We start from the raw sequence: 25,841 nt of genomic DNA, 5'->3' as shown, positions 1-25,841 counted from the left end.
CAGCGGACGCCGCTCGCGCCTGACGAAGGGACCCACATGGCACTGTCGCACGACCCCCTCTGGCCCCGTGGCGGCGACTGGCCGGCGTTCGAGGGCGCCGCCGACGCCGTGCTCCTGGGCGTGCCGACGTGGCGCACCTCCCTGTCGCCGACCGGAGCGCACGCGACCCCGGCCGCGATCCGCGAGGCGCTGCGGCGGTACAGCCCCACGCTGATGGGGCCGCCTGCGGTCGACCTGAACCAGGCGCTGCGCATCGCGGACGCGGGAGACGTGCACGAGCCCGACGGCGAGGAGGGCGTGGCCCGCGCGATCGCCCGCGTCGCGGAGCTCTCGGCGGGCTCGCGCCTCGTGGTGGCGCTCGGCGGGGACAACTCCCTCACCTATCCCGTCGCCCTGGGCGCGGGCGCGACCGGGCTCATCACCATCGACGCGCACTTCGATCTGCGCGACGGCGTCTCCAACGGCTCTCCGGTGCGCCGGCTCGTCGAGGACGCACCCGCGGGCGCTGCGATCGACCCCCGCCGCATCGTGCAGATCGGCATCGCCGATTTCGCGAACTCCGTCGCCTACGCCCAGCGCGCCGCCGACTGGGGGATCCGTGTGATCACCCTCGACGAGGTACGCCGCCGCGGCATCGCCGACGTCGTGGCCGAGGCGGTCGAGGTCGCCGGAGCCGGGGACGCGGCGCGCGTGCACCTCGACGTCGACGTCGACGCGTGCGACCGCGCCGCGACGCCGGGGTGCCCCGCGAGCGTCCCCGGTGGCTTCGCCGCGTGGGAGCTGCGTGCGCTGGTCCGCGGCATCGCCGCCGACCCGCGCGTGGTGAGCGCCGACATCGCCGAGGTGGACGCCACCGCCGACGACGAGGACGCGCGCACGGTGCGCCTCGCCGCCCTGTGCGTGCTGGAGCTGCTCGCCGCGCTCGCCGGCCGGGGCTGACCCGGCGAAGCGGACGAAGGGCATCGCGGCCGATTCCGCAACCCTCTCGGCGATCGTCCCCCGCGCGCCTATCGTGGCGACCCAACGCCCCGGAAGGGCGGCCGCGCACGGTGACGATGAAGGAGCACGATGACCGACACGAAGCAGGTCCTCCAGATCACGGTCGTGGCCGAACGCCTTCCCGACGGGCACGAAGCGTTCGGGGTGGAGATCGCCTCGGATCCGCGGATGCCGGCCGCATGGGCAGCCGAGTTCCTCCACGGGGTCGCCAGCTCGATCGCGGACGAGGGACTGAGCACCGGTGAGGAGCCAAACCCCTGAGGGCGCGGCTCTGAAGTCGCGGCTCTGCGGGCGGCGAGGTCAGCGGAGCAGCGAGCTCAGTGCCTCCTGAGCGCTTCCTCGATCGGCACCTCGCCCGTGTTGAAGCGGATCGTGCGCCGGATCGTCGCCGGCTCCACGAGGGTCTGCGCGATCACGCCGGCGACGTCGGCCCGGGACACGCTTCCGGACGCCTCGGCCTCCGTGTCGATCCGGCCTGTCGGATCCTCGAGGGTCAGCCGGCTCGGCGCGAGCACCGTCCACGCCAGATCGGAGGCGCGGAGCACCTCGTCGGCCGCGGCCTTCGACTCGGCGTAGGCGAAGAACGAGTCGGACGGATCGATGCCGTGATCGGGCGACGAGCCGAAGTACGACACCATGACGTACCGCGGAACACCTGCCGCCGCGGCCGCCGCCATCGAGCGCGTCGCCGCCTCGAAGTCGACGGCACGGGTGCGCGCGGCGGAACCGCCGCCGGCGCCGGCCGACCAGACGACCGCGTCGTGTCCGGCGATCAGCGTCGCCATCTCCTGCTCAGAGGCGGACTCCACGTCGAACACCACCGGATCCGCGCCGGTCGCGCGTACGTCGTCGACCTGAGCGGGGTCACGGATCACCGCGGTGACCTCATCGCCGCGCGCGGTGAGAAGGGGTTCGAGGAGCAGCGCGACCTTGCCGTGGCCGCCGAAGATCAGGATCCGTGCCATGGCTCCACGCTATGCCCGACAGCGGCGCGCAGGGCTAATCGATCCGGATTCACTTCGGCGTCGGAAATGGGCGAGGTCAGCCGCTGGACCAACACTCACTCGCCGGCGACTCGCCGCCACGTCTGAGCCGCTTCCTCTCTCGTGACGCCGATCCGCGTGTGAAACTCCCACTCCTCGATGGCGTCCGGACCGTGCAGGATCTCGTTCAGCGCGTTGAGAACGGTCCTTCGATCATCAGCACTCAAGACATACTCGTCGCGCGCCAACCACTCGTCGGCCGGACCGTTCCAGCCCTCCGGCGGTACGCGGTAGCGCCCCTTCTCGATGCAAGTCGAGCAGGCCCAGGTGTCCTCTGACGCCAAGCCAAGCCAGCGCGAGCGAGTTAGCGCATCCTCGGACAGCGGCGCAAAACACCAGTCGCAGTAGTCTTGCAAGTTCTGGCTGGGCATCCGTGAAGCCTACAGGCGAAGCCCAGATGGGCGAGAAGTGCTCAGCGCACCACGAGGCGCGGCTCGATCAGCGCGTGCGCCGTGCCCGCCTGAACCTCTCGAGGCGTCACCGCCTCGCCCGTCGGCCCCATCAGCAGCTCCAGCGTCGCGACGGCGACGTCCTCCGGGCGCTGCTCCACGCTGGAGAACCCGAGAGCCTCGGCCGTCGGCGTGTTGTCGAAGCCGATCACGGGGACGCGCGCGGATCCCGCCGCCTGCGCGAGCAGGGCCCCGATCGCGAGCGAGTCGCTCGCGCACACGACGGCGTCGACGTCATCGCCGGCGGCCTCCACTGCGGCGCGGGCGGCCGCCACGTCCTCGACCGCCGTCCACCGCGGACCCGAGACCCCCGCGGCGCTCATCGCCTCGCGCCAGCCGCGCTCGCGGTCGTCGCCGGTGCCGGAGCCCGTCGGCCAGCCGAGGAACGCGAGCCGCGAGCCGAATCCCAGCGCGTGCTCGGTGGCGGCGCGGGTTCCCGCGGCGCCGTCCACGTCGACCCAGAGGTGCTCGGGGGCGGCGAGGTCGTCCTCGCCCCAGGGCCGCCCGAAGGCGACGAACGGCAGGTGCGCATCCCCGAGCCAGCGCGTGCGGGGATCGCCGTGGAACGTTCCGGTGATGATGGCGGCGTCGATCTCGGAACCCTCCCAGAGCTCGGCGAGCCGCGCGATCTCATCGTCCGCCGTCCGCGCCGCGTAGACGAGCATGCGCATGCCGCGCTCGCTCGCCCGCTCGGTCAGCGCGTGGACGAAACGGTCCAGCACCACGCCCGAGACGCCTCCGACGTAGGGATCCAGATGGACCCCGATCGTCGAGCTGCGCCGGGTGCGCAGCTGCCGCGCCGCCGCATGCCGTCGGTAGCCCAGTTCGACGATCGCCTGCTGCACGCGCTCGCGCGTCGCCGGCTTGACGATCGCCGGGGTGTTCAGCACGTTCGACACGGTCTGCCGAGAGACACCGGCGCGCAGCGCGACGTCCTCGACGGTCGGAGTCCTGACCATGTCTCTCCCCTCCGCGGCTCGCGTGGCCCGGGACCACCTTCCCACCTTGACACCTCGCACCTGTGCCGCCTAGCGTATTCGATACAGAGTTTGATCGTTCAAATTCACGGGACGCGCTCCTGTCGTCCACGCGAAGCACCGATCATCACGGATGCTCATCAAGGGAGAAGAGACATGACACGGCACAGCACGCGCGCCGCGATCGGGGCTGGGGCACTCGTCCTCGTCGGCGCGATCGCCCTGACCGGCTGCGGTTCCGGGTTCTCCGGCGGCGACGCCGGCGGAACCGGATCCTCGAAGCTGACCTCGTCCGACAAGCCGCTGAACATCCTCATCGGGTCGTCCGGCGATGCGGAGACCAAGGCCGTCAACGACGCCGTCGCTGCGTGGTCGAAGACCTCGGGCGTCAAGGCGACGGTCACCGCGGCGAGCGACCTGAACCAGCAGCTCTCCCAGGGCTTCGCCTCCGGATCCCCCGCCGACGTGTTCTACCAGTCGACCGATGCGCTTGCGGGCTACGCGTCGAACGGCTCGCTGCTCGCCTACGGTGATCTGCTCAAGAACAAGGACGACTTCTACCCGAGCCTGCTCAAGTCCTTCACCTACGACGGCAAGCTCTACTGCGCGCCCAAGGACTTCTCCACGCTGCAGCTCGTGATCAACACCGACATGTGGGCGAAGGCCGGCCTGACCGACGCCGACATCCCGAAGACCTGGGACGAGCTGGCCGCGGTCTCCCAGAAGCTCACCGCCGACGGCCACGTGGGCCTGTCGATGAGCGGCGAGTACGCGCGCGTCGGCGCCTTCATGGTCGCCGCAGGCGGCGGTCTGATGAACGCCGATTCCACCAAGGCCACTGCCGACGCCGAGGGCAACGTGAAGGCGCTCGACTACCTCAAGGGCCTCCTGAACGCCGGCTCGATGAAGTTCGCCGCGGATCTCGGATCCGGCTGGGGCGGAGAGGCGTTCGGCACCCAGAAGGCCGCGATGGTCGTCGAGGGCAACTGGATCACCGGCGCCATGACCAACGACTACCCCACCGTGAAGTACAAGGCGGTCGAGCTGCCCGCCGGACCCGACGGCAAGAAGGGCACGCTCCAGTTCACCAACTGCTGGGGCATCTCGGCCGACAGCAAGAACCAGAAGGCCGCCCTCGACCTCGTCGAGCACCTGACCAGCGCCGACAGCCAGCTCGCCTTCTCGAAGGCGTTCGGTCCGATGCCGTCGATCAAGTCGGCCGCGGACGCGTGGAAGAAGGACAACGCCGCGCTCGTGCCGTTCCTGAACGGGGCGGACTATGCCCAGGGTGTGCCGACCGCCAAGGGCGCCAGCGACGTCGTGACCGACTTCAACGGCAAGCTCGGGTCCCTCGCGACGGGTGACCCGAAGGCGATCCTCGACGCCACGCAGAAGAACCTGGAAGCCCTGACCAAGTAATCATGGCCTCCTCCACCGTGCGGTCTCATCGCCCCGCGCCCCACCCGGGACTGCGGCGCGGTGAGACCGCATCGGGGTGGCTCTTCACCGCCCCGATGCTGATCCTGCTCGGCCTGTTCCTGGTCGTGCCCGTGCTCATGGCGCTCTGGGTGAGCGTGAGCGATTGGGGCGGGCGCGGCTCGCCGTTCTCCGGGAACGTCTCGTTCGTCGGGCTGAAGAACTACGCCGCACTGCTGCTCGGCGGCGGGCTCGCCGAGGCCGACTTCGGCATGAGCCTGAAGAACAACGCCTGGTATGTGCTCCTCGTGGTCCCCTGCCAGACGGCCCTGAGCCTGTTCCTCGCCGTGCTCGTGAACCGTCAGATCCTCAAGGGCCGCGGCGTGTTCCGCACCGCCTTCTACTTCCCCTCGGTGACGAGCTCGGTGGCGATCACGGTGCTGTTCCTGTTCCTCTTCTCCACGACCGGCGCGGTCAACGCGGCTCTCGGATGGCTCGGGATCAACGGTCCGAACTGGCTCAACGATCCCTCGGGGATCCTGCACTTCGGCGCCCGCTCCGGCCCGGCGACCCTCACGCAGAACAGCTTCCTGGGCGTGTCGTTCTGGGACTGGATCGGCGGCCCCAGCGTCGCCATGTGCGTCTACATCATCATGGCGATCTTCACCACGAGCGGCACGTTCATGCTGCTGTTCCTCGCCGCGCTGCAGAACATCTCCGGCGAGGTGCAGGAGGCGGCGATGATGGACGGCGCGAACGGATGGCAGCGGTTCTGGCGGATCACCCTGCCGCAGCTGCGCCCCACGCTGTTCACCGTGCTGACGCTCGGCCTCATCGGCTGCTGGCAGGTCTTCGATCAGATCTACACCGGTACGCGCGGCCAGCCCGCCAAGACGACGATCACGCCGGCGTACCAGTCCTATCAGGCGTCGTTCCTCAATCAGGAATGGGGCCAGGGCGCCGCGATCGCATTCATCCTGTTCGTGATCATCATCGTCTTCACTCTCATCCAGCGCTGGGCGCTGCGTGAACGGGCGGTGTCGCGTCGGCGCAACCGGCCGTATGCGGAAGCAGCCGAGCGCGCCGCCGCCCGTGCGGCAGCGGCCCGGGATGAACGCACGCCTGCGAGCCAGGGAGCTGCACGATGAGCGCCGGCTCCACCCTCGCGCCCCGCCACCGCCGGTGGGGCACCGCACGGATCGCCTCCACCTCCGTGCTGTACGCGCTGCTGATCGCCCTCGCGATCGTGTACATCTACCCGTTCCTGATCCAGGTCGCCACGAGCTTCAAGACGGATCCGGACGCGGCGTCGAACCCGCTCGGGCTGGTGCCGCACACCTTCACGACCGAGGCGTACACGCAGCTGTTCCTGCGCAGCGACTTCCCCACCTGGTTCACGAACTCGGTGATCGTCACGATCGTCGTGACCGCGGGCCGCGTGTTCTTCAACTCGCTCGCCGGCTATGCGCTCGCGCGCCTCCGCTTCCGCGGCCGGAACCTGGTGTTCGCAGGACTCGTCGCCGTCATGAGCGTGCCGACGGTCGTGCTGCTGATCCCGAAGTTCCTGGTGATCAACACCCTCGGCATGTACGACTCCTACGCGGGCATGATCCTGCCGCTGCTCGTGGACGCGGCCGGCGTGTTCATCATGAAGAACTTCTTCGAGTCGATCCCCGTCTCCGTCGAGGAGCAGGCGCGGATCGACGGCGCCGGCACGTTCCGGGTGTTCTGGTCGGTGGTGCTGCCGATGGCGCGACCCGCCCTCATCACGATCGTGATCCTCTCGTTCCAGGGATCCTGGAACGAGCTGGCCCACTTCATCGTGTCGACGCAGTCCCCCGAGCTCACGACCCTCACCAAGGGCGTCGCGCAGCTCGCCAACGGCCAGCTCAGCCAGGGCCGGCAGTACCCGCTCAAACTCGCGGCCGCCATCATCATGACGATCCCCGTGGCCGTGATGTTCTTCGTGTTCCAGAAGCGCATCATGAACTCCAGCGACGGGGCGGTGAAGGAATGACGGCCGACTCGCCCACGATCCTCGCCACTTGCGGGGGGATGGTGGACGGCGGCTGGCGCGATGCCGCGTACGGACCGCTCCTGCGTCTCGCGATCGAGCTCGCCGGGGTGACCGGCCGCGCACCCCGCGTCGCGCACGTGAACACCGCCGGAGGCGACCCCCGCTTCGTCGAGGGCGCAGAGCTCGAAGCGGCCCGTGCCGCCGGAGCCGAAGGCAGCCACATCCGGCTCTTCCCGCACCCGAACCACGAGCGCCTCGCCGAGCACGTGCTCAGCCGCGACGTGATCTGGGTGAGCGGAGGCAGCGTCGTGAACCTGCTCGCGCTGTGGCGCGCACACGGGCTCGACGCGCTCCTGCGGCAGGCCTGGAAGGCGGGGGTCGTGCTCGCCGGCGGCTCCGCCGGCGGGCTGTGCTGGCACACCGGCGGGACCACGACGTCGTTCGGACCGGACGCACAGGTGGTCGCGGACGGGCTGCGCTTCCTGCCCGGATCCTTCAGCCCGCACCACGACTCCCAGCCCTCCCGCGCGCCCGCGTTCCGGGAGGCGATCGTGTCCGGACGGATCCCGCCCGGGTACGGCGTCGAGGAGGGCGTCGGCCTGCTGTACCGCGGCGACCGCCTCATCGAGGTCGTGGCCGAGCGCGCCGGTGCCGCTGCGTGGGCCGTATCCGCAGACGGCTCCGAGGAGCGCCTGCCGGCCCGCGACCTGACCGTCTCTCCGCGCCCCTGACCGCCGTCCGCGCATCGACCCCGACCTCCGCAGACATATCCGCCCCTCACGAAGGAGCCCCATGACCGACATCCCGCTGCAGCCCCTCCTGAACGACGCCGTGATCGCGCTTCAGGCGCCGACCCAGGTGTGGTCGGACGAGAGCGGCGACATGGGTTCCGCGCCGATCCACGGCGTGTACCACGGCGACGTGCGGCACGTGCGCGCTCTGACGGTCGCCGTCGAAGGCACCGCCGTCGAGACGATCGCATGCTCCTCCCCCGCGCCTCAGCGCGCCGTGTTCACGGGTGTCCTGCGCGGCATCGACGATGACCAGCCCGACCCGAAGGTGCGCCTCGAGCGGGCCCGCGCGGTGCGCCCTGGTGGTGTCACGGAGCAGATCCGGATCTCCTCGCACCGCGAAGCGCCGCTGCCGATCGCCGTCACCGTGCGGATCCTGCCCGACTTCGAGCCGCTGCAGCGCGTCAAGGCCGGTCTCGCCGACGGCGGTGCGTGGGCCTGGGACGGCGAGCGGGTCTCCTCTGGAAGCGCTTCGTTCGCGCTGACGGCGCCCGGGGCCGCGATCGCCGTCGAGGAGGCCGCCCTCGTGGTGCGCTGGATGAGCGTGCTGGAACCGCGATCGCGCCTGGAGTTCTCCCTCGCGCTGTCGCTCGAGGACGGCACGCTCGTCGTAGCCGCACCCGCTGCCGAGGCGCGGCCCGCCGTGCCCGAGACCGCCGATCCCCGCCTGCGCCGATGGCTGCACCGTGCCGCGGGCGACCTCTCCGCCCTGCGCCTGGCCCTGCCGGCGCATCCGGACGACGCGTTCTACGCGGCGGGCGCGCCGTGGTTCTTCACCCTCTTCGGGCGCGACTCGATCTGGGCGGCCCGGCTCGCGCTCCGGCAGGATCCGGCGATCGCCGCATCCACCCTGCGCGTGCTCGCCCGCCTGCAGGGCACCAGGAACGACCCTGCCACCGCCGAGGCGCCGGGGAAGATCCCGCACGAGCTGCGCAGCGGCGCGCTCTCCCTGCCGAACGAGGGAGTGCACCTGCCGCCGCTCTATTACGGCACGGTCGACGCCACGCCGCTGTGGGTGTGCCTGCTGGCGGACGCCAGGGACGCCGGGATGCCCGAGGCCGAGGTGCGGGAGCTGCTGCCGAACCTCCGCGCGGCGCTCGGCTGGATGATCGAGCATGGCGACGCGAGCGGATCCGGCTTCATCGACTACGTCGACGAGACCGGGCACGGCCTGGCGAACCAGGGCTGGAAGGACTCCGGCGACTCCATCCAGTGGCGCGACGGCCGCCTCGCCGAAGGCCCGATCGCGCTCAGCGAGGTGCAGGGCTACGCCTACGAGGCCGCGGTACGCGGCGCCGACCTGCTCGACGCGCTCGGCGAGGACGGCGGCGCGGCGCTGCGGGCCTGGGCGGCGGACCTGCGCGCACGCTTCCGCGCCGCCTACTGGGTGACCACGCTCGAGGGCCGCTACCCGGCGATCGCGCTGGATGCCCACGGTGCGGCCGTCGACACGCTGACCAGCAACATCGGCCACCTCATCGGCACCGGGATCCTCGATCCCGATGAGGAGCGGATCTGCGCGGCGCTGCTGCTCGGCGACTCGATGTCGAGCGGCTTCGGGATCCGCACGATGTCCTCGGGCGCGGCCGGCTTCTGGCCGCTGAGCTACCACGGCGGCAGCGTCTGGGCCCACGACACCGCGATCGCCGTGCACGGACTGCTGCGCGCGGGGCTGCGTGCGGAGGCCGCCGACATCGCGCAGCAGCTCGTGGACGCCGCGGAGGGGTTCGACTATCGGATGCCGGAGCTGCACGCCGGCGACGCCCGCGAGCTCGGCGTCGATCCCGTCCCGTACCCGGCCTCGTGCCGCCCGCAGGCATGGTCCGCCGCGGCGGCCGTCGTCTGCGCGGACGCCCTGGGCTGAGCGGTACGGGGGCCGCGGTCGTCAGACCACGCGCGCCCCGTCCTTCCACACGGCGTCCACGAGCGGCACGCCCGGGCGGTACGCCAGGTGAACCCGGCTCGGCGCCTTCAGCAGCACGATGTCGGCGCGCATTCCCGGAGCGATGCGGCCGATGTCGTCGCGGCGCAGGGCGGCCGCGCCCCCGGCGGTCGCGGCGTGGATCGCCTCGGCGACGGTCATCCGCATGTCGCGCACGGCGACGGCGATGCAGAACGGCATCGACGAGGTGAAGCTCGAACCGGGGTTCGTGTCGCAGGCGAGCGCCACGGTCACGCCGGCATCGATGAGCCGGCGGGCATCGGGGTAGGGCTGACGGGTGGAGAACTCCACGCCCGGCAGCAGGGTGAGCACGGTGCCGGATCCGGCGAGCGCGGTCACGTCGTCGTCGGTCAGATAGGTGCCGTGGTCGATCGACGCGGCGCCGAGCTCGACCGCCAGCTGCACCCCTTCCCCGGGGCCGAGCTGGCTGGCGTGCACGCGGGGCTGGAGGCCGCGGGCGATCCCGGCCTCGAGCACACGGCGGGACTGCGGAACCGTGAAGGCACCCGTCTCGCAGAACACGTCGATCCACTTCGCGTGCGGGGCGCAGGCGTCGAGCATCTCCCCCGTGACCAAGTCCACGTAGTCGTCGCCGCGGTCGGCGTACTCGACGGGCACCACGTGCGCACCGAGGAAGGTGACCTCGGGCGTGACCTCGGCGGCCAGGCGCACCAGGCGCTCCTCGGTCGCGACGTCGAGGCCGTAGCCGCTCTTGATCTCGACGGTCGTGGTTCCCTGCGCGAGCATCTCGTCGAGGAAGCCGCGCAGCCGGGCGCGCAGCTCGTCGTCGCTCGCGGCCCGGGTGGCGGCCACGGTGGAGCGTATGCCGCCGGCGGCATACTTCCGGCCCCGCATGCGGGCCTCGAACTCGGCCGCGCGGTCGCCGCCGAACACGAGGTGGCTGTGGCTGTCCACGAAGCCCGGGATCACCGCGCGGCCCCGGGCGTCGACGACCTCCTCGGCCTCGGGCGCCTCATCCGCGGCACCGACCCAGGCGATCCGGTCGCCGTCGATGAGCACGGCGGCATCGTGCAGGGTGCCGCAGATGTCGGCACCGGCTTCGAGCCCTTCGGCGGGCTCGGAGACCGTCGGCTGAGCGTTCGTGGTCAGTTCGCCGATGTTCGTGATCAGGATCCGCATGTGTTCATCCTCCCGCTGTGGCGGACCGGACGCTGCGATGACTCAGCGGCCGGCTCTTGCGCAAGATGTCGCGTCCCGCTCTCTGCATCCGCATCCCCCGACGGGAGGCAGAGAGCGGGACGCCGTCTGTGTCCGAATCCGGCTCAGAGGCCCATCGGGACCTTGAGACCGCGCTCGCGCGCGATGTCCTTCGCGTGGTCGTAGCCCGCGTCGACGTGGCGCATGACACCAGTGCCCGGGTCGTTGGTGAGCACCCGCTCGAGCTTCTCCGCGGCCAGGGCGGATCCATCCGCCACGGTCACCTGACCGGCGTGGATGGAGCGGCCGATGCCGACGCCGCCGCCGTGGTGCAGCGACACCCAGCTCGCGCCCGAGGCCGTGTTGAGCAGGGCGTTGAGCAGCGGCCAGTCGGCGATCGCGTCGGAGCCGTCCTTCATGGCCTCGGTCTCGCGGTACGGGCTCGCGACCGAGCCCGAGTCGAGGTGGTCGCGGCCGATCACGATCGGCGCGGTCAGTTCGCCCGAAGCCACCATCTCGTTGAACTTCAGCCCCGCGAGGTGGCGCTCCTTGTAGCCGAGCCAGCAGATGCGGGCGGGCAGGCCCTCGAAGTGCACCTTCTCGCCGGCCTTCTCGAGCCAGCGGTGCAGCGCGGCGTCCTCCGGGAAGAGCTCCGCGATGGCGCGGTCGGTCTTGTAGATGTCCTCCGGGTCGCCGGAGAGCGCGGCCCAGCGGAACGGGCCGCGGCCTTCTTCGAACTGCGGGCGGATGTACGCCGGCACGAACCCGGGGAACTCGAAGGCGCGGTCGAAGCCGCCGAGCTTCGCCTCGGCGCGGATCGAGTTGCCGTAGTCGAACACCGCGGCGCCCGCGTCCTGGAACGCGACCATGGCGGCGACGTGCGCGGCCATGGACTCGCGGGACCGACGAGTGAACTCCTCCGGATCCGTCTCCGCCGACGCCTTCCAGTCCTCGACGGAGATGCCGATGGGCAGGTACGCGAGCGGGTCGTGCGCGCTGGTCTGGTCGGTGACGACGTCGATCACGATCTCGCCGGCCTGCTGGCGGCGGAACAGCTCGGGGAACACCTCGGCGGCGTTCCCGACGATGCCGACGGAGAGGGCCTCCCCCGCCTCCTTCGCGGCCACGGCACGGGCGACGGCCTCGTCGAGGTCGGTGTAGTAGACGTCCAGGTAGCCGTGGTCCACGCGGCGCGCCAGACGCGACTCGTCGACGTCGACGATGAGGCAGGCGCCCTCGTTCAGGGTGACGGCGAGCGGCTGCGCGCCGCCCATGCCGCCGGCGCCGCCGGTGAGCGACAGCGTGCCCTTGAGCGAGTCCTTGCCGAGCGAGCGGGCGACCGCGGCGAACGTCTCGTAGGTGCCCTGCAGGATGCCCTGGGATCCGATGTAGATCCAGGATCCGGCCGTCATCTGGCCGTACATCATCAGGCCCTCGGCCTCGAGCCGGCGGAACTCAGGCCAGGTGGCCCAGTCGCCGACGAGGTTGGAGTTGGCGATGAGCACCCGCGGCGCCCACTCGTGCGTGCGGAACACGCCGACCGGCTTGCCGGACTGCACGAGCAGCGTCTCGTCGGGCTCGAGCTCGTCGAGCGTGCGGACGATCGCGTCGTACGCCTCCCAGCTGCGGGCGGCGCGGCCGGTGCCGCCGTAGACCACGAGGTCCTCAGGGTGCTCGGCGACCTCGGGGTCGAGGTTGTTCATCAGCATGCGCTTGGCGGCCTCGGCGCCCCAGCTCTTCGCGGTGCGCTCGTTGCCGCGGATGGCGCGGATGGAACGGGTCGGATCCGACAGGGTCGGCCCTTCGAGACCCTCAGGGATCGAGGGGGTGGTGGTGTCAGTCATTCGCGTGCTCCTTCGCAATCGCAGCGATCCGGCCGGACTGCACGAGTGCGGTCACGGCCTCCATGTCGGGAGAGAGGAATCGGTCGGGGCCGGGGCCGCCGGCGACGGTGCGCACGAGGTCGCGGACCGCACCGGTGGCGGGGCCGGCCTCGAGCGGCGCGCGCAGGTCGAGCGCGCGGGCGCCGGTGAGGATCTCGATCGCGAGCACGCGGCCGAGGCCGTCGATCGCGCGACGGAGCTTGCGGGCCGCGGCCCAGCCCATCGAGACGTGGTCCTCCTGCATCGCGGACGACGGGATCGAGTCGACCGAGGCGGGCACCGCGAGCCGCTTGAGCTCGGAGACGATGCCGGCCGCGGCGTACTGCGCGATCATGAGGCCGGAGTCGACGCCGACCTCGTCGGCGAGGAACGGCGGCAGGCCGTGGTTGCGGGCCGGATCCAGCGCGCGGTCCGTGCGACGCTCGGCGACCGACGCCACATCCGCGACGGAGATCGCGAGGAAGTCGAGCACCGCGGCCACCGGCGCGCCGTGGAAGTTGCCGTTCGACTCGATGCGGCCGTCGCTGGTGACGACGGGGTTGTCGACGACGCTGGCGAGCTCGCGCTCGGCGATCGTCGTCGCGTAGGCGGCGGTGTCGCGGGCGGCGCCGTGCACCTGCGGCGAGCAGCGCAGCGAGTAGGCGTCCTGCACACGGCCGTCCTCCGGGCCCTTGTGGCTGGCGACCATCGGCGAGGATCCGAGGAACGCGCGCAGGTGCGCGGCCGAGACGGCCTGGCCGACCTGCGGACGCAGCGCCATCAGATCCGCGGCGAACACGGCGTCTGTGCCGAGCTGCGACTCGATCGACATGGCCGCCGAGATGTCGGCTGTGAGGAGGAGCTCCTCGAGGTCGTGCAGCGCCAGCACCAGCATGCCGAGCATGCCGTCGGTGCCGTTGATGAGTGCGAGGCCCTCCTTCTCCACGAGCTGCAGCGGCTCGATGCCCGCTGCCGCGAGCGCGTCTGCGGCGGGCACCTTCTCGCCGTCGGCGTTGCGGACATCGCCCTCGCCCATGCTGGCGAGCGCGATGTGGGCGAGCGGGGCGAGGTCGCCCGAGCAGCCCAGCGAGCCGTACTCGCGGACGATCGGGGTCACGCCGGCGTTGAGCATGGCGGCGTAGGTCTCGACGACCACGGGGCGGACGCCGGTGTGACCGGAGGCGAGGGTCTGCAGGCGCAGCAGCTGCAGGGCGCGGATGACCTCGGTCTCGACCTCGGCGCCCGTGCCGGCGGCGTGCGAGCGGATGAGGCTCTGCTGGAGCTGGCGGCGGCGCTCGGGGGCGATGAACGTCGTGGCCAGCGCGCCGAAGCCGGTGGAGACGCCGTAGTGCGGCTTGGGGTCGGCGGCCATGCTGTCGATGACGGCACGCGCGCCCGCCACGCGGTCCAGGGCACCCGCGTCGATGACGACGGGGGCGTGGTGGCGGGCGACGGCGACGACATCCTCGGGGCGCAGCGGCGCCGCACCGATGGTGACAGGGGAAGTGTGGGGCATGAGACGATCTCACACCCTCGCGCAGCCCGGAACGAGGGCGATCGCGCATCGGCTGTCTGCGATCCCAGACAATTGGCATACCGGTGGAAGGATTCAGGAGTGGAGCCGGACGGGACACCCGCACACCGTCAACATGTGCAGAGTGTTCAGAGAGCGGCGGTTTTCGTGCAGATCGCACATGGCGCCCTGTCACGCCTGGAAACTAGCGTGGGCGCAACCATTCCCCGCCCGAAGGAAACGACCATGGCCTCCATCGCGACGCACGACGACTTCGCCCTCTCCCGCGTGACTCCCGAAGCGCGAAAGCCGTGGTTCGGCATCGCCGTGCAGCGCTTCGGCCAGGTCTCGGCGCTCTCGCAGTTCCTGCTCGGCGCGACGCTCGGCTACGGCATGACCTTCGGCGAGGCCGCGTTGGCGTTCCTCCTCGGATCCCTCATCCTCGAGGCGATCATGTGCATCGTCGGCTTCATTGGGCAGCGCGAGGGACTGAACACGGCGCTGCTGGCCCGCTGGACCGGCTTCGGCGAGATCGGCGCATCGCTCGTCGGCCTCGCGATCGGCATCAGCCTCATCGGCTGGTTCGGGATCCAGTCCGCGATCTCGGCTCAGTCGCTCGACGCGCTCATGCCCGGCGTGCTGCCGACCTGGACGTGGAGCCTGCTGTTCGGCCTGGCCGTCACGGCGATCGTCGCCTTCGGCTTCCTCGGCATGCAGTGGCTCGCGAACATCACCGTGCCGCTGTTCCTCGTGCTCGTCGGCTGGTCGGTGATCTCCGAGCTCAGCCGCCACGATCTGGGTGCCCTGCTGTCCAGCCCCGCCCCCGGCCCGCACATCAGCGTCTGGGCCGGTACGGGCATCGTCGCCGGCGGCCTCATCGTGGGCGCCATCATCACGGGCGACATGACGCGGTTCAACCGGTCGCGCGCCGACGTCGTGAAGCAGACCGTCGTCGGCGTCACGCTCGGCGAGTTCGTGATCGGCCTGGCCGGCGTGCTGCTCGCGCACGCCGCCAAGTCGGGCGACATCGTCGCGATCGTGACCAGCTCGGTGGGGCTGATCGGTCTCATCATCGTCATCACGGGAACACTGAAGATCAACGACTGGAACCTGTACTCCTCGACGCTGGGCCTGGTGAACTTCATCTCCACGACCTTCGGGAAGAACCTGCACCGCGTGACCACCACGATCGTCCTCGGCGTCGTCGGCTCGGTGCTGGCCGCTGCCGGCATCCTCGGCCAGTTCACCGAGTTCCTCATCGTGCTGAGCGTCGCATTCCCGCCGATCGCGGGCATCATGGTCGCCGAGTACTTCGTGGTCCGCCGCTGGCGCGGGGAGCTCGACGAGAGCCGCGAGGCGGGTGTGCTCCCGGCCGACGCCCCGCGGATCGTTCCCGCGACGATCGTGATCTGGCTGGCCTCCTCCCTCGTCGGCTACTTCGTGACCTGGGGGATCCCGTCCCTCATCAGTCTGTTCCTGTCGATGGCGCTCTACATCGCGGCCGGAAAGCTCGGCCTCGTCCGCGGCGTCGGCAACGTCCCCACCCGCCAGGCCGATCCCGCCGAGACCGCGGCGGCCTGATCACAGGCTCCGTCGCGGGGTGCGGCGCCCTCCGACGCCCCGCGACGGGACCATCCTCCAGACCCTCCGAGAAAGCGAGAACCATGCACATCGGCATCGACGTCGGCGGCACCAACACCGACGCCGTCCTCATGGACGGCACCCGCACCCTGGCCGGGGTCAAGCACTCCACCACTGCGGATGTGACCAGCGGGATCGTGCAGGCGATCGAGGACCTGCGCGCCCGCCACACGTTCGAGGGTTCCGACGTCGACGCCGTGATGATCGGCACCACGCACTTCATCAACGCCCTCGTGCAGGCGAGCCGGCTCGCCCCGACCGCGGCGCTGCGCCTCGGCCTCCCCGCGACCCGCGCGCTGCCCCCGCTCGTCGACTGGCCCGAGGTGCTCGTCGAGGCGGCCCAGGCGCGCAGTTATCTCGCCCACGGCGGATACGAGTTCGACGGCCGCCCCATCTCGCCGCTCGATCCGGACGAGCTGCGCGCCGCGGCGGAGGACATGAAGGCGCAGGGGATCCGCTCCGTCGCGATCTCATCCGTCTTCAGCCCCGTCAACCACGACCTCGAGGTGCGCGCGGCCGAGATCGTCGGCGAGGTGCTCGGACCCGACGTGGCGATCTCGCTGTCGCACGAGATCGGCCGGATCGGCATCCTCGAGCGCGAGAACGCCACGATCATCAACGCCGCCCTGCGCGAACTCGCCGCCGAGATCGTCGACGGCCTCACCGCCGCGGTGCGCGCGCACGGCATCGAGGCCCCGATCTTCCTCAGCCAGAACGACGGCACGCTCATGGACGAGGACTACGTGCGCCGCTATCCCGTGGCGACCTTCGCCTCGGGCCCGACCAACTCCATGCGCGGGGCCGCTGCGACGAGCGGACTGCAGGACTGCGCAGTGATCGACGTCGGCGGGACGACCGCCGACATCGGCCTGCTGGTCAACGGCTTCCCGCGTGAGACGGCGAACGAGGTGAAGGTCGCCGGGATCCGCACGAACTTCCGGATGCCCGACGTGCTCTCACTCGGCATCGGCGGCGGCAGCATCGTCGACCCCGAGACCGCCGAGGTCGGGCCCGCGTCGGTCGGCTACCGCCTCACCACGGAGGCGCTCGTGTTCGGCGGATCCACGCTGACCGCGACCGACATCGCCGTCGCGGCGGGGCGCGCCGAGGTCGGCGACCCGTCGAAGGTCGCGCACCTGGATCCCGCCTTCGTCTCCCGCGTGCTCGACCGCATCGCGGAGCGCGTGTCCGAAGCCGTGGACCGGATGCGCACCTCCCCGGACCCCGTCGCGGTGGTGGCGGTCGGCGGCGGGTCCATCCTGCTGCCGGACGAGCTGCCCATGTTCGGCACGGTGCACCGGCCAGAGAACTACGCCGTCGCGAACGCGATCGGCGCCTCGATCGCCCAGGTCGGCGGCGAGATCGACAAGGTCTACGCGATCGCGCCCGGCGAGCGCGAGCAGACCATCGCCGCGATCCGCGCCGAGGCGGTCGACAAGGCCATCGCCGCGGGCGCCAGGCCGTCCACGGTGTCGATCATCGACTTCGACGAGGTGCCGATCCCGTACCTGCCCGGAAACGCCACGCGCATCCGCGCCAAGGCGGTCGGCGACCTGGACATGGGGGCCTGAGATGGGCTGGCGGATCGACATCCCGCAGGTCGAGGACCTCGCCCGCGGCGCCGCTCTGTTCGGCACGGGCGGCGGCGGCGACCCCTACATCGGGTCGCTCCTCGCCCGCCAGGCGCTCGCGGACGGCCCGGTCGACGTCCTCGACCTCACCGAGGTCCCCGACGATGCGCACGTGCTGTTCGTCGCGATGATGGGGGCGCCGACCGTCATGGTCGAGAAGCTCCCCAGTCTGGACGAGGTCGTCGAGCCCGTGCGCGCCCTCGGTGCACACCTGGGCCGCCCGGTGACGCACGTCGCGTGCGCCGAGGTCGGCGGCGTCAACTCCACGATCCCCGTGGCCGCAGCCGCAGCCCTGGGCCTCCCCCTCGTCGACGCGGACGGCATGGGCCGCGCCTTCCCCGAGCTGCAGATGGTGCTGCCCACGCTCATCGGCGTGACCGCCTCGCCGCTCGCGCTGAGCGACGAGAAGGGCAACGTCGCCGTACTGCAGACCATCGACAACAGCTGGACCGAGCGGATCGCCCGGGTGGCGACGGTCGAGATGGGCTGCTCCACGATGATCGCGGGCTTCTCGATGACCGGTGCACAGGCACGCGCCGGCCTGGTCGGCGGCTCCCTGTCGCGGTGCATGACCGTGGGCCGCGCGATCGCCGACGCACGTGCGGACAAGAGCGACCCGGTCGCGGCCGCGGTGTCGCTGCTGCAGGGTCGCGAGCTCTTCGACGGCAAGGTGGTCGACGTGCAGCGCGCGACGACGACCGGCTTCGCGCGCGGTCGGGCGCGCATCGAGGGCGAGGGCGGCTCCGCGCTCACCCTGCAGTTCCAGAACGAGCACCTCGTGGCCGAGGCCGACGGCCGCGCCCTCGCCACGACCCCCGACCTCATCATGGTCGTGGAGGGCGAGACCGGCGAGCCCATCACCACGGAGGGCCTGCGCTACGGGCAGCGCGTGCGGGTGCTGGCGGCGCCGGCGGACGAGCGCTGGCACTCGACCGAGGCGCTCGCGATGGTGGGGCCCGGGTACTTCGGCTACGACCTGCCCGCGCACCGCTTCGACGGGACGGTCTCGACAGGGGCGGTGCCGACAGACGCAGCTTCCGCCGGGAACCCGACCACGGAGGAGGCGAAGTGAGCTGGATCCTCACCGCAGCCGACCTCCCCGACCTCGCCCGCGGCGCCACGCTGCTGGGCACAGGGGGCGGCGGCGACCCGTACATCGGCAGCAAGCTCGTCGAGCGCGTGCTCGGCGACGGCTCCATCACCATCCTGGATCCGGATGAGCTCGCCGACGACCTGTTCGTGATCCCCACCGCGCAGATGGGCGCGCCGACCGTGATGGTCGAGAAGATCCCGGCCGGAACCGAGCCCACGCAGGCCCTGCGCGCGCTGGAGGCGCACCTCGGTCGCACCGCCGATGCGACGATGCCGATCGAATGCGGCGGGATCAACTCGATGATCCCGCTCGTCGTCGCCGCGGAGACCGGGCTTCCGGTGGTGGACGCGGACGGCATGGGCCGGGCGTTCCCCGAACTGTCGATGGAGACCTTCGCGGTCTACGGCGTGCACGGCTCGCCCCTGGCCCTCGCCGGAGAGCGCGGCGAGACCGTGCTCATCGACACCGGCGACGACGACCGCCAGATGGAGTGGCTGGCCCGGGCCGTGACGATCCGGCTCGGCGGAGTCGGCCACATCGCCGAGTATGCGATGACGGGCGCCGACGTGCGGCGCACCGCCGTACCGCGCACGATCTCGATGGCGCTCGCCCTCGGCCGGGCGATCCGTGAGGCGCGGGAGCAGCACCGTTCCCCGTTCGCGGCGATCGCCGACGTGCTCTCCTCGACCCTGTACCCGCACGTCCGCGAGCTGTGCGCCGGCAAGGTGGTCGACGTCGAGCGGCGCACGACCGAGGGCTTCGCGAAGGGCCGCGCGATGATCGCGCCCCTCGAGGGGGACGGGAAGTTCGAGATCCGGTTCCAGAACGAGAACCTCACCGCGCACCGCGACGGCGCGCTGGTCGCGATCGTGCCGGACCTGATCTGCGTCGTCGACCACGAGACCGCGGAGCCCATCACGACCGAGGGCCTGCGCTACGGCCAGCGCGTGCGGGTGCTCGGCATCTCCACGCCGGAGATGATGCGCACCCCCGCCGCGCTGGAGGCCTTCGGACCGGCCGCCTTCGGTCTCGACGAGCCGTTCCTGCCCGTCGAGGGTCAGGCCTGAGGCCGCCCCTCCGCGCCCTCCCTCGCCACGAGCCCCGAAAGCTACTCTGGGACGATGGCGTGGCGACTGCGACCCGAGGACGTGACGGCGCTCGCGCGGGGGTGTGCCCTGCTCGGCTCCGGCGGCGGAGGCGCGACCACGATGGTGGAGCTCATGCTCGCGGGCGACGGACGCGGTGAGCGCCTGCTGGAGTCCGTCGAGGACCTGGACCCGGCGACACCGTGCTTCGGGGCCGCGTTCGTCGGCTCGACGATCCTGCTCGGCGAGCGCATGCCGGATCTCGCCCCGTTCGCCCATCTCGTGGCCGCAGCGGAGCGGTGGCTGGGCCTGAGGATCCCCGCGGTGTGCTCGATCGAGGGCGGCGGCATGAACAGCCTCGTCCCGCTGCTGTTCGCGGGCGAGCGCACGATCGTCGATGCGGACTGCACAGGCCGCGCCGTGCCGGAGCTCGACCAGATGTCGCTGTTCGTGGACGGCGTTCCCGGCCTGGTCTTCACCTGCGACAGCGGCGCCGGCGGCGTCGCGCTCGTGGAGACCGACCGGGCCGTCGACGCGGAGCGGATCATCCGCTCGGCCATCATCCAGGCGGGCGGCACAGGGGCGGCCGTGCTCGCCGGCTTCACCGTCGGCGATCTCCGCGAACACGCGCTGCCGGGGCACCAGCGCCGGGCACTCGGACTCGGCCGCGCCTTCCTGGAGGCGCTCAGCGCGCCGATCCCCGCCTTGGCCGACGCGCTCGGCGCCCGCCTGCTCACCGAGGGGCGGATCGAACGGATCGCACCGTACGCCGGGGATCCGCATGTGCAGACCGTCGAGATCGGCGGCCCCGGCGGCTCGGTCGACCGCGTCGTCACCCGCTCGGAGACGCTCGCCGTGCTCCGGGACGGCCTGCTGCTCGCCTCCGCGCCGGCGATCATCGTCGTGCTGGATGCGGTGTCTCGCGAGATCCTCGAGGTCACCGATCTCGCGCCGGGGCGTCGCGTCGCCGTGCTGTCGCTGCCCGCGCCCGACTGGTGGCTGCAACGCCCCGAGCGTCTCCGCCGCGTGCTGCCCTCGACGTACGGTCTGCGCGAGCTGGACGCCGCATGAGCGCCCGGCTGTCGCTGGCCGGTCTGCAGGCGCATCCCGACACTGGGGGCCTGCGCCGCGTCGCCGGCCCCGAGTCGGCCGCGTGGGACGACGTCGTCGTGGAGCCCGCCGAGGGCGACCTGCTCCCCCGCAGCGCGCCGACGCTCGCGGTGCTGATGTCGGCGGCCCCGGAGACGCCGTGGCAGCAGGACGCGTTGCTGCGACGCATCCACGAGCGCGGCTACCGGGGTGTGGCCATGCCGCGCGCTGCGGAGCTCGACCCGGGTGCGCAGCGGCTCGCCGAGCGGCTCGGCATCTGCGTGCTCGATGTGGAGAAGCCGATCCAGCTGGCCGAGGCGTGCTGGATGCTCGTGCAGGCGCAGGACGCCCTCACCCTGGCGCACGTGCGGAAGGTGGCCCGGTCGTTCGAGTACACGGCGCGCGACCTGCCCGACCTGCTGCGCCAGGTCGCGGCGAACCTCGGATACGCCGTCGCGCTCGTGGACGAGACCGCGGTCCTGCACCAGGCGGGCGGCGAGCTGGATCCCGAACTGCTGCGCGCGATCGACTTCCGCCCGTGGGTCGACTTCGCACGGGCGGGCGGGCAGGCGGCCGCATCCGTGCGGGTGGACAGCCCGAGCCGGCCGGGTCTGCGCCTGGTCGTGTTCGGCGACGGGCTCGGCGAGACCCAGCTCGCCTCGCTGTCCGTCGCGGCGGAGGTGGCGATGCCGGCGATCGCGGCACGCATCCTCATCGACGAGGTCGCGGAGGTCAACGACGTGTCGGCGTCCTCGGCGCTGCTGCGGGACTTCGTGGATGCGCGCGGGCGAGACGACGACGTGGAACGGCGCATGGCCGAGCGCGGCTGGCGCACCGCAGGACACCATCTCGGCTTCCGGATGGTTGGCCGAGGACGTCTCGATCCGCTGCGGTTGCTGCGGGCGGTGCGTGCCGGGCTGGCCGGGATCGGAGCCGAGGCCCACGTCACCACCGCGGGGCGTGGCGTGAGCGGGTGGCTGGCCTTCTCCGCGGCTCCGCCGCCGGCGGCCGTCGAACGCCACGCGCAGGGCCTGCGGGCGCTGCACGGCGAGATCGCCCGGTCGTTCGCCGTCGCCACCGGGGTGGGATCGCTTCAGCGCGGGCCGCAGGGGCTCGCCGCGACGCTCGATGAGGCGGCCGACGCGGCGCGTATCGCGGCCTCCCGCTCGGCGACGGGCTGGTTCGTGCGGGTCGACAGCCTGGGACTCGAGCAGCTGTTGTTGGCCTGGACCGGGAACGACACCTTCGTACCGGCCGCCGCCTCCCTCCTCGCGCCCCTCGATGACGCCGGTCCCGACCTGCGGCCCACGCTCTCGGCCTACCTCGACCACGAGTCGAGCCTCGTGGCGACCGCCCACGCGCTGAATCTGCACCGCAACACGGTCGCGCTCCGTATCCGCCGGGTCCAGGAGCTGCTCGGGCTGGATCTGTCGGATCCGGAGACGCGCCTGGCCGTGCACCTCGCGTGCCGCGCCGTGCGGGATCGCTGAGGCCCGAGCACGAGCCCCGGCGGAACAGCGTGGGGAACACAGGAGGCACCACAGGGTTGCCGCGTGGGATCCTGAGTGCGTGAGACCCGACCGCGACGCCGCCGAGGGCGCGCACGCGCGTCCGGTCACGGCCGACGACCGCCCCCAGGTGCCCGCCGCGGATCACACCCTCCGGATCCTGCGCTTCCTCGCGCGCCGCGCGGGCCCGGTCGCCGCCTCGGCCCTGGCCCGTGAGCTGGAGATCCCGCGCTCGACGGTGTACCACCTGCTGGCCACGCTCGAGGCGCACGGCTTCGTCGTGCACCTGCCGCAGGAGCGCCGCTGGGGCCTCGGCACGAGCGCCTTCGAGCTCGCCGGCGGCTACGCCCGGCAGGAGCCGCTCGCCCGCCTCGGCCGCCCCCTGCTCGCCGCCCTCGCCGACCGGCTCGGCGAGAGCGCGCACCTCGCCGTGATGACGGGCCGCGACGTGCTCTACATCGTCGAGGAGCGCGCGCTGCGCCGCCCCGCCCTGATCACCGACGTCGGCGTACGGCTGCCCGCACACCTCACCGCGACCGGCCGCGCCATGCTCGCCGCGCTCCCTCGCGAGCAGGTGCGCGCCCTGTACCCCGATGCCACCGCGTTCACCCAGCGCACCGGCGGCGGTCCGACCCGGCCGCGCGAGCTGAACGAGCTGCTGCGCGAGGTGCGCCGCGAAGGCGTCGCCCGGGAGGACGGCGAGATCACCGCCGGCTTCCGTTCGGTCGGGATCGCCGTGCGCGACCACGTGGACTGGCCCGTTGCGGCCGTCGCCATGACCTGGGCCGACGACGCACCCGTGGACGAGACCGCGATCGTCGCGGCCGTGGCCGACACCGCCCGCCAGCTGCAGCGCCGGCTGGGGTACACCGCCCGCACCGGGTGACGCTGACGCCTCAGACCGGCACGTACATCACCACGGCCAGGCCGGGGGCATCCGACGGGACCAGGCTGTGGTGCTCGAACTCCAGCCGGCCGTCGTCGGGGTGCAGGAACACCCGACGGCGTGAGGCGAAGCGCTCCACCGCGTGCTCCGCCCACTGGGTGCGGAAGTCGTCGCTCGCCGTGAGGAGCCGGTCGATGAGGGCGCGGTGCCGGTCGGATCCCAGCCGCACCCCCGACTCGGCGCGGAACTCGGCGAGGAAGCGGCGGCTCTCCTGGTCCCAGTCGGGGAGCATGCGACGCAGCCGCGGATCCGTGTAGATCAGCCACAGCAGGTTGCGATCGGCGGGATCCACGGATCCGATCGGCGCGTACAGCCGGGCGTAGGGCGCGTTCCAGCCGACGATCGCCCAGTCGCTCGCCACCACGAACGCCGGGAAGCCGAGCGCGTCCACCAGCCGCTGCAGGTGCTCCGGGATCCGTTCCGCCTCTTCGGCGGCGGAGTCCTCCTCGGGCCCGGCGAGCCGCACCACGTAGTCCGTCTCGGCGGGGCTCAGCTGCAGCACGCGGGCGACCGCACCCAGCACCTGCCGGGAGACGCCGATGTCGCGGCCCTGCTCGAGCCAGGTGAACCAGCTCGCGCTGACCCCGGCGAGGGCGGCCACCTCCTCGCGGCTGAGGCCGATGTCGCCCCGGCGTGCGGCCTGCGGCAGGCCGAGCGCGGAACGGCTTGCGGCGCGTCGCCGGGAGGCGAGGAACTCCCCCAGCTGCTCGCGGCGCGGCGTACGTGGACGGATCATGCGAAAACAGTACTCCGAGTACTAGTACAAACCCTCCTCGCGCCGGGGCTCGGCAGAATCCGCCCGCAGGGCCACAATGGTCCCCATGGTCGCTTATCGCTCTCGCACGGTCACCCACGGACGCAACATGGCCGGCGCCCGCGCCCTCTTCCGCGCCGCCGGCGTGAACGGCGCCGACCTCGGTCGCAAGCCCATCATCGCCGTCGCCAACTCGTTCACCGAGTTCGTGCCGGGGCACACCCACCTCGCCCCCGTCGGCCGGATCGTCTCCGACGCCATCACCGAGGCCGGCGGCATCCCGCGCGAGTTCAACACGATCGCGGTCGACGACGGCATCGCCATGGGCCACGGCGGCATGCTCTACTCCCTCCCCTCGCGCGACCTCATCGCCGACTCCGTCGAGTACATGGTCAACGCGCACTGCGCCGATGCCCTCGTCTGCATCTCCAACTGCGACAAGATCACCCCCGGCATGCTGCTCGCCGCGCTCCGCCTGAACATCCCCACGGTGTTCGTCTCGGGCGGTCCGATGGAGGCCGGCCGCGCCACCCTCGTGGACGGCACCGTGCGCTCGCTCGACCTCGTCGACGCGATCAGCGACGCCGTGAACGAGAAGATCTCCGACGCCGACATCCTGCGCATCGAGGAGTCGGCCTGCCCGACGTGCGGATCCTGCTCCGGCATGTTCACCGCGAACTCGATGAACTGCCTCACCGAGGCGATCGGCCTGTCCCTCCCCGGCAACGGCTCGGTGCTCGCCACGCACACCGCCCGCCGTGCGCTCTACGAGAAGGCCGGCGCGCTCGTCGTCGAGAACGCCAAGCGCTATTACGAGGGCGACGACGAGAGCGTGCTGCCCAAGAGCATCGCGACCGAGGCCGCGTTCGGCAACGCGATGGCGCTGGACATCGCGATGGGCGGATCCACCAACACGATCCTGCACCTGCTCGCGGCCGCGCACGAGGCGGGCGTGGACTTCGGTCTCGCCGAGATCGACGCGATCTCGCGCCGCGTGCCCTGCCTCGCGAAGGTCGCTCCGAACTCCGCGGGCGGCAAGACGTATTACATGGAGGACGTGCACCGCGCGGGCGGCATCCCCGCTCTGCTCGGCGAGCTGCGCCGCGGCGGCCTTCTCGACGACAGCGTGCACACGGTTCACGCTGCGACGCTCGGCGAGTGGCTCGACGAGTGGGACATCCGCGGCGGATCCGCCTCGGCCGAGTCCGAGGACCTGTGGCACGCAGCACCGGGCGGTCGCCGCTCGGCCACCGCGTTCTCGCAGTCCGAGCGGTGGGCCTCGCTGGACACCGACGCCGCGACCGGCTGCATCCGCGACATCGCGCACGCGTACTCGAAGGACGGCGGCCTGGGCGTCCTGCACGGCAACATCGCCGAGAACGGTGCCGTCGTGAAGACCGCGGGCGTGGACGAGTCGATCTGGACCTTCTCCGGCCCCGCCGTGGTGTGCGAGTCGCAGGACGAGGCCGTCGAGAAGATCCTGAACAAGCAGGTGAAGGAGGGCGACGTCGTCGTCATCCGCTACGAGGGCCCCAAGGGCGGCCCCGGCATGCAGGAGATGCTCTACCCGACCTCGTTCCTGAAGGGCCGCGGGCTGGGCAAGGCCTGCGCGCTGATCACCGACGGCCGCTTCTCCGGCGGCACCTCGGGTCTGTCGATCGGGCACATCTCCCCCGAGGCGGCGGCCGGCGGCGTGATCGCGCTCGTCGAGGACGGCGACATCATCTCGATCGACATCCCCACCCGCAAGCTCGAGCTCGACGTGCCGTGGGAGGTGCTGGAGCGACGCCGCGAGCACCTGGAGGCGAACGGCGGCTACCGTCCGCGCAACCGCGTGCGCGAGGTGAGCCCGGCGCTGCGCGCCTACGCGCACTTCGCCCAGTCCGCGGACAAGGGCGCGATCCGCATCGTCCCCGAGCTCTGAGAG

The 25,841-nt window shown here is 71.8% G+C and carries 22 protein-coding genes; 15 read left to right on the top strand and 7 right to left on the bottom strand.

Annotated features, from left to right (window positions below; genetic code table 11):
* Positions 1 to 36 precede the first annotated feature (36 nt).
* Together AERO9AM_RS06185 and AERO9AM_RS06180 are read left to right on the top strand one after the other, a co-directional pair.
* On the top strand, positions 37 to 939 hold the full coding sequence (locus AERO9AM_RS06185; protein ID WP_159575358.1) for an arginase family protein: 903 nt from the start codon (positions 37 to 39) through the stop codon (positions 937 to 939).
* 129 nt (positions 940 to 1,068) lie between these two features.
* Complete coding sequence (locus AERO9AM_RS06180) at positions 1,069 to 1,260, top strand: hypothetical protein (protein WP_159575357.1); 192 nt, start codon at positions 1,069 to 1,071, stop codon at positions 1,258 to 1,260.
* Positions 1,261 to 1,316: 56 nt separating this feature from the next.
* Here the strand turns inward: AERO9AM_RS06180 and AERO9AM_RS06175 are convergent, their stop codons facing one another.
* The 3 genes from AERO9AM_RS06175 to AERO9AM_RS06165 form a co-directional block, all read right to left on the bottom strand.
* Positions 1,317 to 1,964 (bottom strand): NAD(P)-dependent oxidoreductase, encoded by a 648-nt coding sequence (locus AERO9AM_RS06175; protein ID WP_159575356.1) that lies wholly within the window; start codon positions 1,962 to 1,964, stop codon positions 1,317 to 1,319.
* 95 nt (positions 1,965 to 2,059) lie between these two features.
* A complete protein-coding gene (locus AERO9AM_RS06170; RefSeq protein WP_159575355.1) occupies positions 2,060 to 2,413 on the bottom strand; it encodes a hypothetical protein in 354 nt (117 codons plus the stop codon).
* A 41-nt stretch (positions 2,414 to 2,454) separates the two neighbouring features.
* Positions 2,455 to 3,450 carry a LacI family DNA-binding transcriptional regulator gene (locus AERO9AM_RS06165; RefSeq protein ID WP_159575354.1) on the bottom strand — a complete coding sequence of 332 codons (996 nt, stop codon included), beginning with the start codon at positions 3,448 to 3,450 and terminating at the stop codon, positions 2,455 to 2,457.
* A 174-nt stretch (positions 3,451 to 3,624) separates the two neighbouring features.
* On the opposite strand from AERO9AM_RS06165, the gene AERO9AM_RS06160 reads away from it, so the two are divergent.
* The 5 genes from AERO9AM_RS06160 to AERO9AM_RS06140 all read left to right on the top strand — a co-directional run bounded on the left by AERO9AM_RS06160 (position 3,625) and on the right by AERO9AM_RS06140 (position 9,556).
* The gene (locus AERO9AM_RS06160) at positions 3,625 to 4,887 is read left to right on the top strand and encodes a sugar ABC transporter substrate-binding protein (RefSeq protein ID WP_159575353.1); all 1,263 of its coding nucleotides are present in this window, start codon (positions 3,625 to 3,627) and stop codon (positions 4,885 to 4,887) included.
* A 2-nt stretch (positions 4,888 to 4,889) separates the two neighbouring features.
* The gene (locus tag AERO9AM_RS06155) at positions 4,890 to 6,032 is read left to right on the top strand and encodes a carbohydrate ABC transporter permease (RefSeq protein ID WP_159575352.1); all 1,143 of its coding nucleotides are present in this window, start codon (positions 4,890 to 4,892) and stop codon (positions 6,030 to 6,032) included.
* Positions 6,029 to 6,901, top strand: a complete 873-nt coding sequence (locus AERO9AM_RS06150; protein ID WP_159575351.1) for a carbohydrate ABC transporter permease — start codon at positions 6,029 to 6,031, stop codon at positions 6,899 to 6,901. The genes AERO9AM_RS06155 and AERO9AM_RS06150 overlap by 4 nt, the downstream gene beginning before the upstream one ends.
* On the top strand, positions 6,898 to 7,632 hold the full coding sequence (locus AERO9AM_RS06145) for a peptidase E (protein WP_159575350.1): 735 nt from the start codon (positions 6,898 to 6,900) through the stop codon (positions 7,630 to 7,632). The genes AERO9AM_RS06150 and AERO9AM_RS06145 overlap by 4 nt, the downstream gene beginning before the upstream one ends.
* A gap of 61 nt (positions 7,633 to 7,693) precedes the next feature.
* Positions 7,694 to 9,556: a glycogen debranching N-terminal domain-containing protein gene (locus AERO9AM_RS06140; RefSeq protein WP_159575349.1), complete on the top strand. Its 1,863-nt coding sequence runs from the start codon at positions 7,694 to 7,696 to the stop codon at positions 9,554 to 9,556.
* Positions 9,557 to 9,577: 21 nt separating this feature from the next.
* Here AERO9AM_RS06140 and hutI read toward each other — a convergent pair whose 3' ends face one another.
* The 3 genes from hutI to hutH all read right to left on the bottom strand — a co-directional run bounded on the left by hutI (position 9,578) and on the right by hutH (position 14,170).
* The gene (hutI, locus tag AERO9AM_RS06135; protein WP_159575348.1) at positions 9,578 to 10,774 is read right to left on the bottom strand and encodes an imidazolonepropionase; all 1,197 of its coding nucleotides are present in this window, start codon (positions 10,772 to 10,774) and stop codon (positions 9,578 to 9,580) included.
* Between the two features lie 143 nt (positions 10,775 to 10,917).
* Positions 10,918 to 12,636 carry a urocanate hydratase gene (hutU, locus tag AERO9AM_RS06130; RefSeq protein WP_236602507.1) on the bottom strand — a complete coding sequence of 573 codons (1,719 nt, stop codon included), beginning with the start codon at positions 12,634 to 12,636 and terminating at the stop codon, positions 10,918 to 10,920.
* Entirely contained in the window at positions 12,629 to 14,170 is a 1,542-nt protein-coding gene (gene hutH, locus AERO9AM_RS06125; protein ID WP_159575347.1) for a histidine ammonia-lyase, read from the bottom strand. Before hutH ends, hutU begins: the two co-directional genes overlap by 8 nt.
* Positions 14,171 to 14,413: 243 nt before the next feature.
* Here hutH and AERO9AM_RS06120 point away from each other — a divergent pair, with 243 nt between their 5' ends.
* From AERO9AM_RS06120 to AERO9AM_RS06090, 7 genes are all read left to right on the top strand, one after another.
* Positions 14,414 to 15,748 carry a purine-cytosine permease family protein gene (locus AERO9AM_RS06120; protein WP_159575346.1) on the top strand — a complete coding sequence of 445 codons (1,335 nt, stop codon included), beginning with the start codon at positions 14,414 to 14,416 and terminating at the stop codon, positions 15,746 to 15,748.
* Positions 15,749 to 15,831: 83 nt separating this feature from the next.
* Positions 15,832 to 17,379, top strand: a complete 1,548-nt coding sequence (locus AERO9AM_RS06115; RefSeq protein WP_159575345.1) for a hydantoinase/oxoprolinase N-terminal domain-containing protein — start codon at positions 15,832 to 15,834, stop codon at positions 17,377 to 17,379.
* A gap of 1 nt (position 17,380) precedes the next feature.
* A complete protein-coding gene (locus AERO9AM_RS06110) occupies positions 17,381 to 18,511 on the top strand; it encodes a DUF917 domain-containing protein (RefSeq protein WP_159575344.1) in 1,131 nt (376 codons plus the stop codon).
* A complete protein-coding gene (locus tag AERO9AM_RS06105) occupies positions 18,508 to 19,599 on the top strand; it encodes a DUF917 domain-containing protein (RefSeq protein ID WP_159575343.1) in 1,092 nt (363 codons plus the stop codon). The genes AERO9AM_RS06110 and AERO9AM_RS06105 overlap by 4 nt, the downstream gene beginning before the upstream one ends.
* 54 nt (positions 19,600 to 19,653) lie before the next feature.
* The gene (locus AERO9AM_RS06100) at positions 19,654 to 20,688 is read left to right on the top strand and encodes a DUF917 domain-containing protein (RefSeq protein WP_159575342.1); all 1,035 of its coding nucleotides are present in this window, start codon (positions 19,654 to 19,656) and stop codon (positions 20,686 to 20,688) included.
* Complete coding sequence (locus tag AERO9AM_RS06095; protein ID WP_159575341.1) at positions 20,685 to 22,196, top strand: PucR family transcriptional regulator; 1,512 nt, start codon at positions 20,685 to 20,687, stop codon at positions 22,194 to 22,196. Before AERO9AM_RS06100 ends, AERO9AM_RS06095 begins: the two co-directional genes overlap by 4 nt.
* A gap of 148 nt (positions 22,197 to 22,344) precedes the next feature.
* Positions 22,345 to 23,100 carry an IclR family transcriptional regulator gene (locus tag AERO9AM_RS06090; RefSeq protein WP_159577396.1) on the top strand — a complete coding sequence of 252 codons (756 nt, stop codon included), beginning with the start codon at positions 22,345 to 22,347 and terminating at the stop codon, positions 23,098 to 23,100.
* 10 nt (positions 23,101 to 23,110) lie between these two features.
* On the opposite strand, the gene AERO9AM_RS06085 is transcribed toward AERO9AM_RS06090, so the two are convergent.
* Positions 23,111 to 23,896 carry a helix-turn-helix transcriptional regulator gene (locus tag AERO9AM_RS06085; RefSeq protein WP_159575340.1) on the bottom strand — a complete coding sequence of 262 codons (786 nt, stop codon included), beginning with the start codon at positions 23,894 to 23,896 and terminating at the stop codon, positions 23,111 to 23,113.
* An 85-nt stretch (positions 23,897 to 23,981) separates the two neighbouring features.
* Here AERO9AM_RS06085 and ilvD point away from each other — a divergent pair, with 85 nt between their 5' ends.
* Positions 23,982 to 25,838 (top strand): dihydroxy-acid dehydratase, encoded by a 1,857-nt coding sequence (gene ilvD, locus AERO9AM_RS06080; protein ID WP_159575339.1) that lies wholly within the window; start codon positions 23,982 to 23,984, stop codon positions 25,836 to 25,838.
* The last annotated feature ends 3 nt before the right edge of the window (positions 25,839 to 25,841 follow it).

Source organism: Microbacterium sp. 8M, from assembly GCF_902506375.1.
Lineage (GTDB): Bacteria > Actinomycetota > Actinomycetes > Actinomycetales > Microbacteriaceae > Microbacterium.
This window is presented reverse-complemented; position numbering and strand designations above follow the sequence as displayed.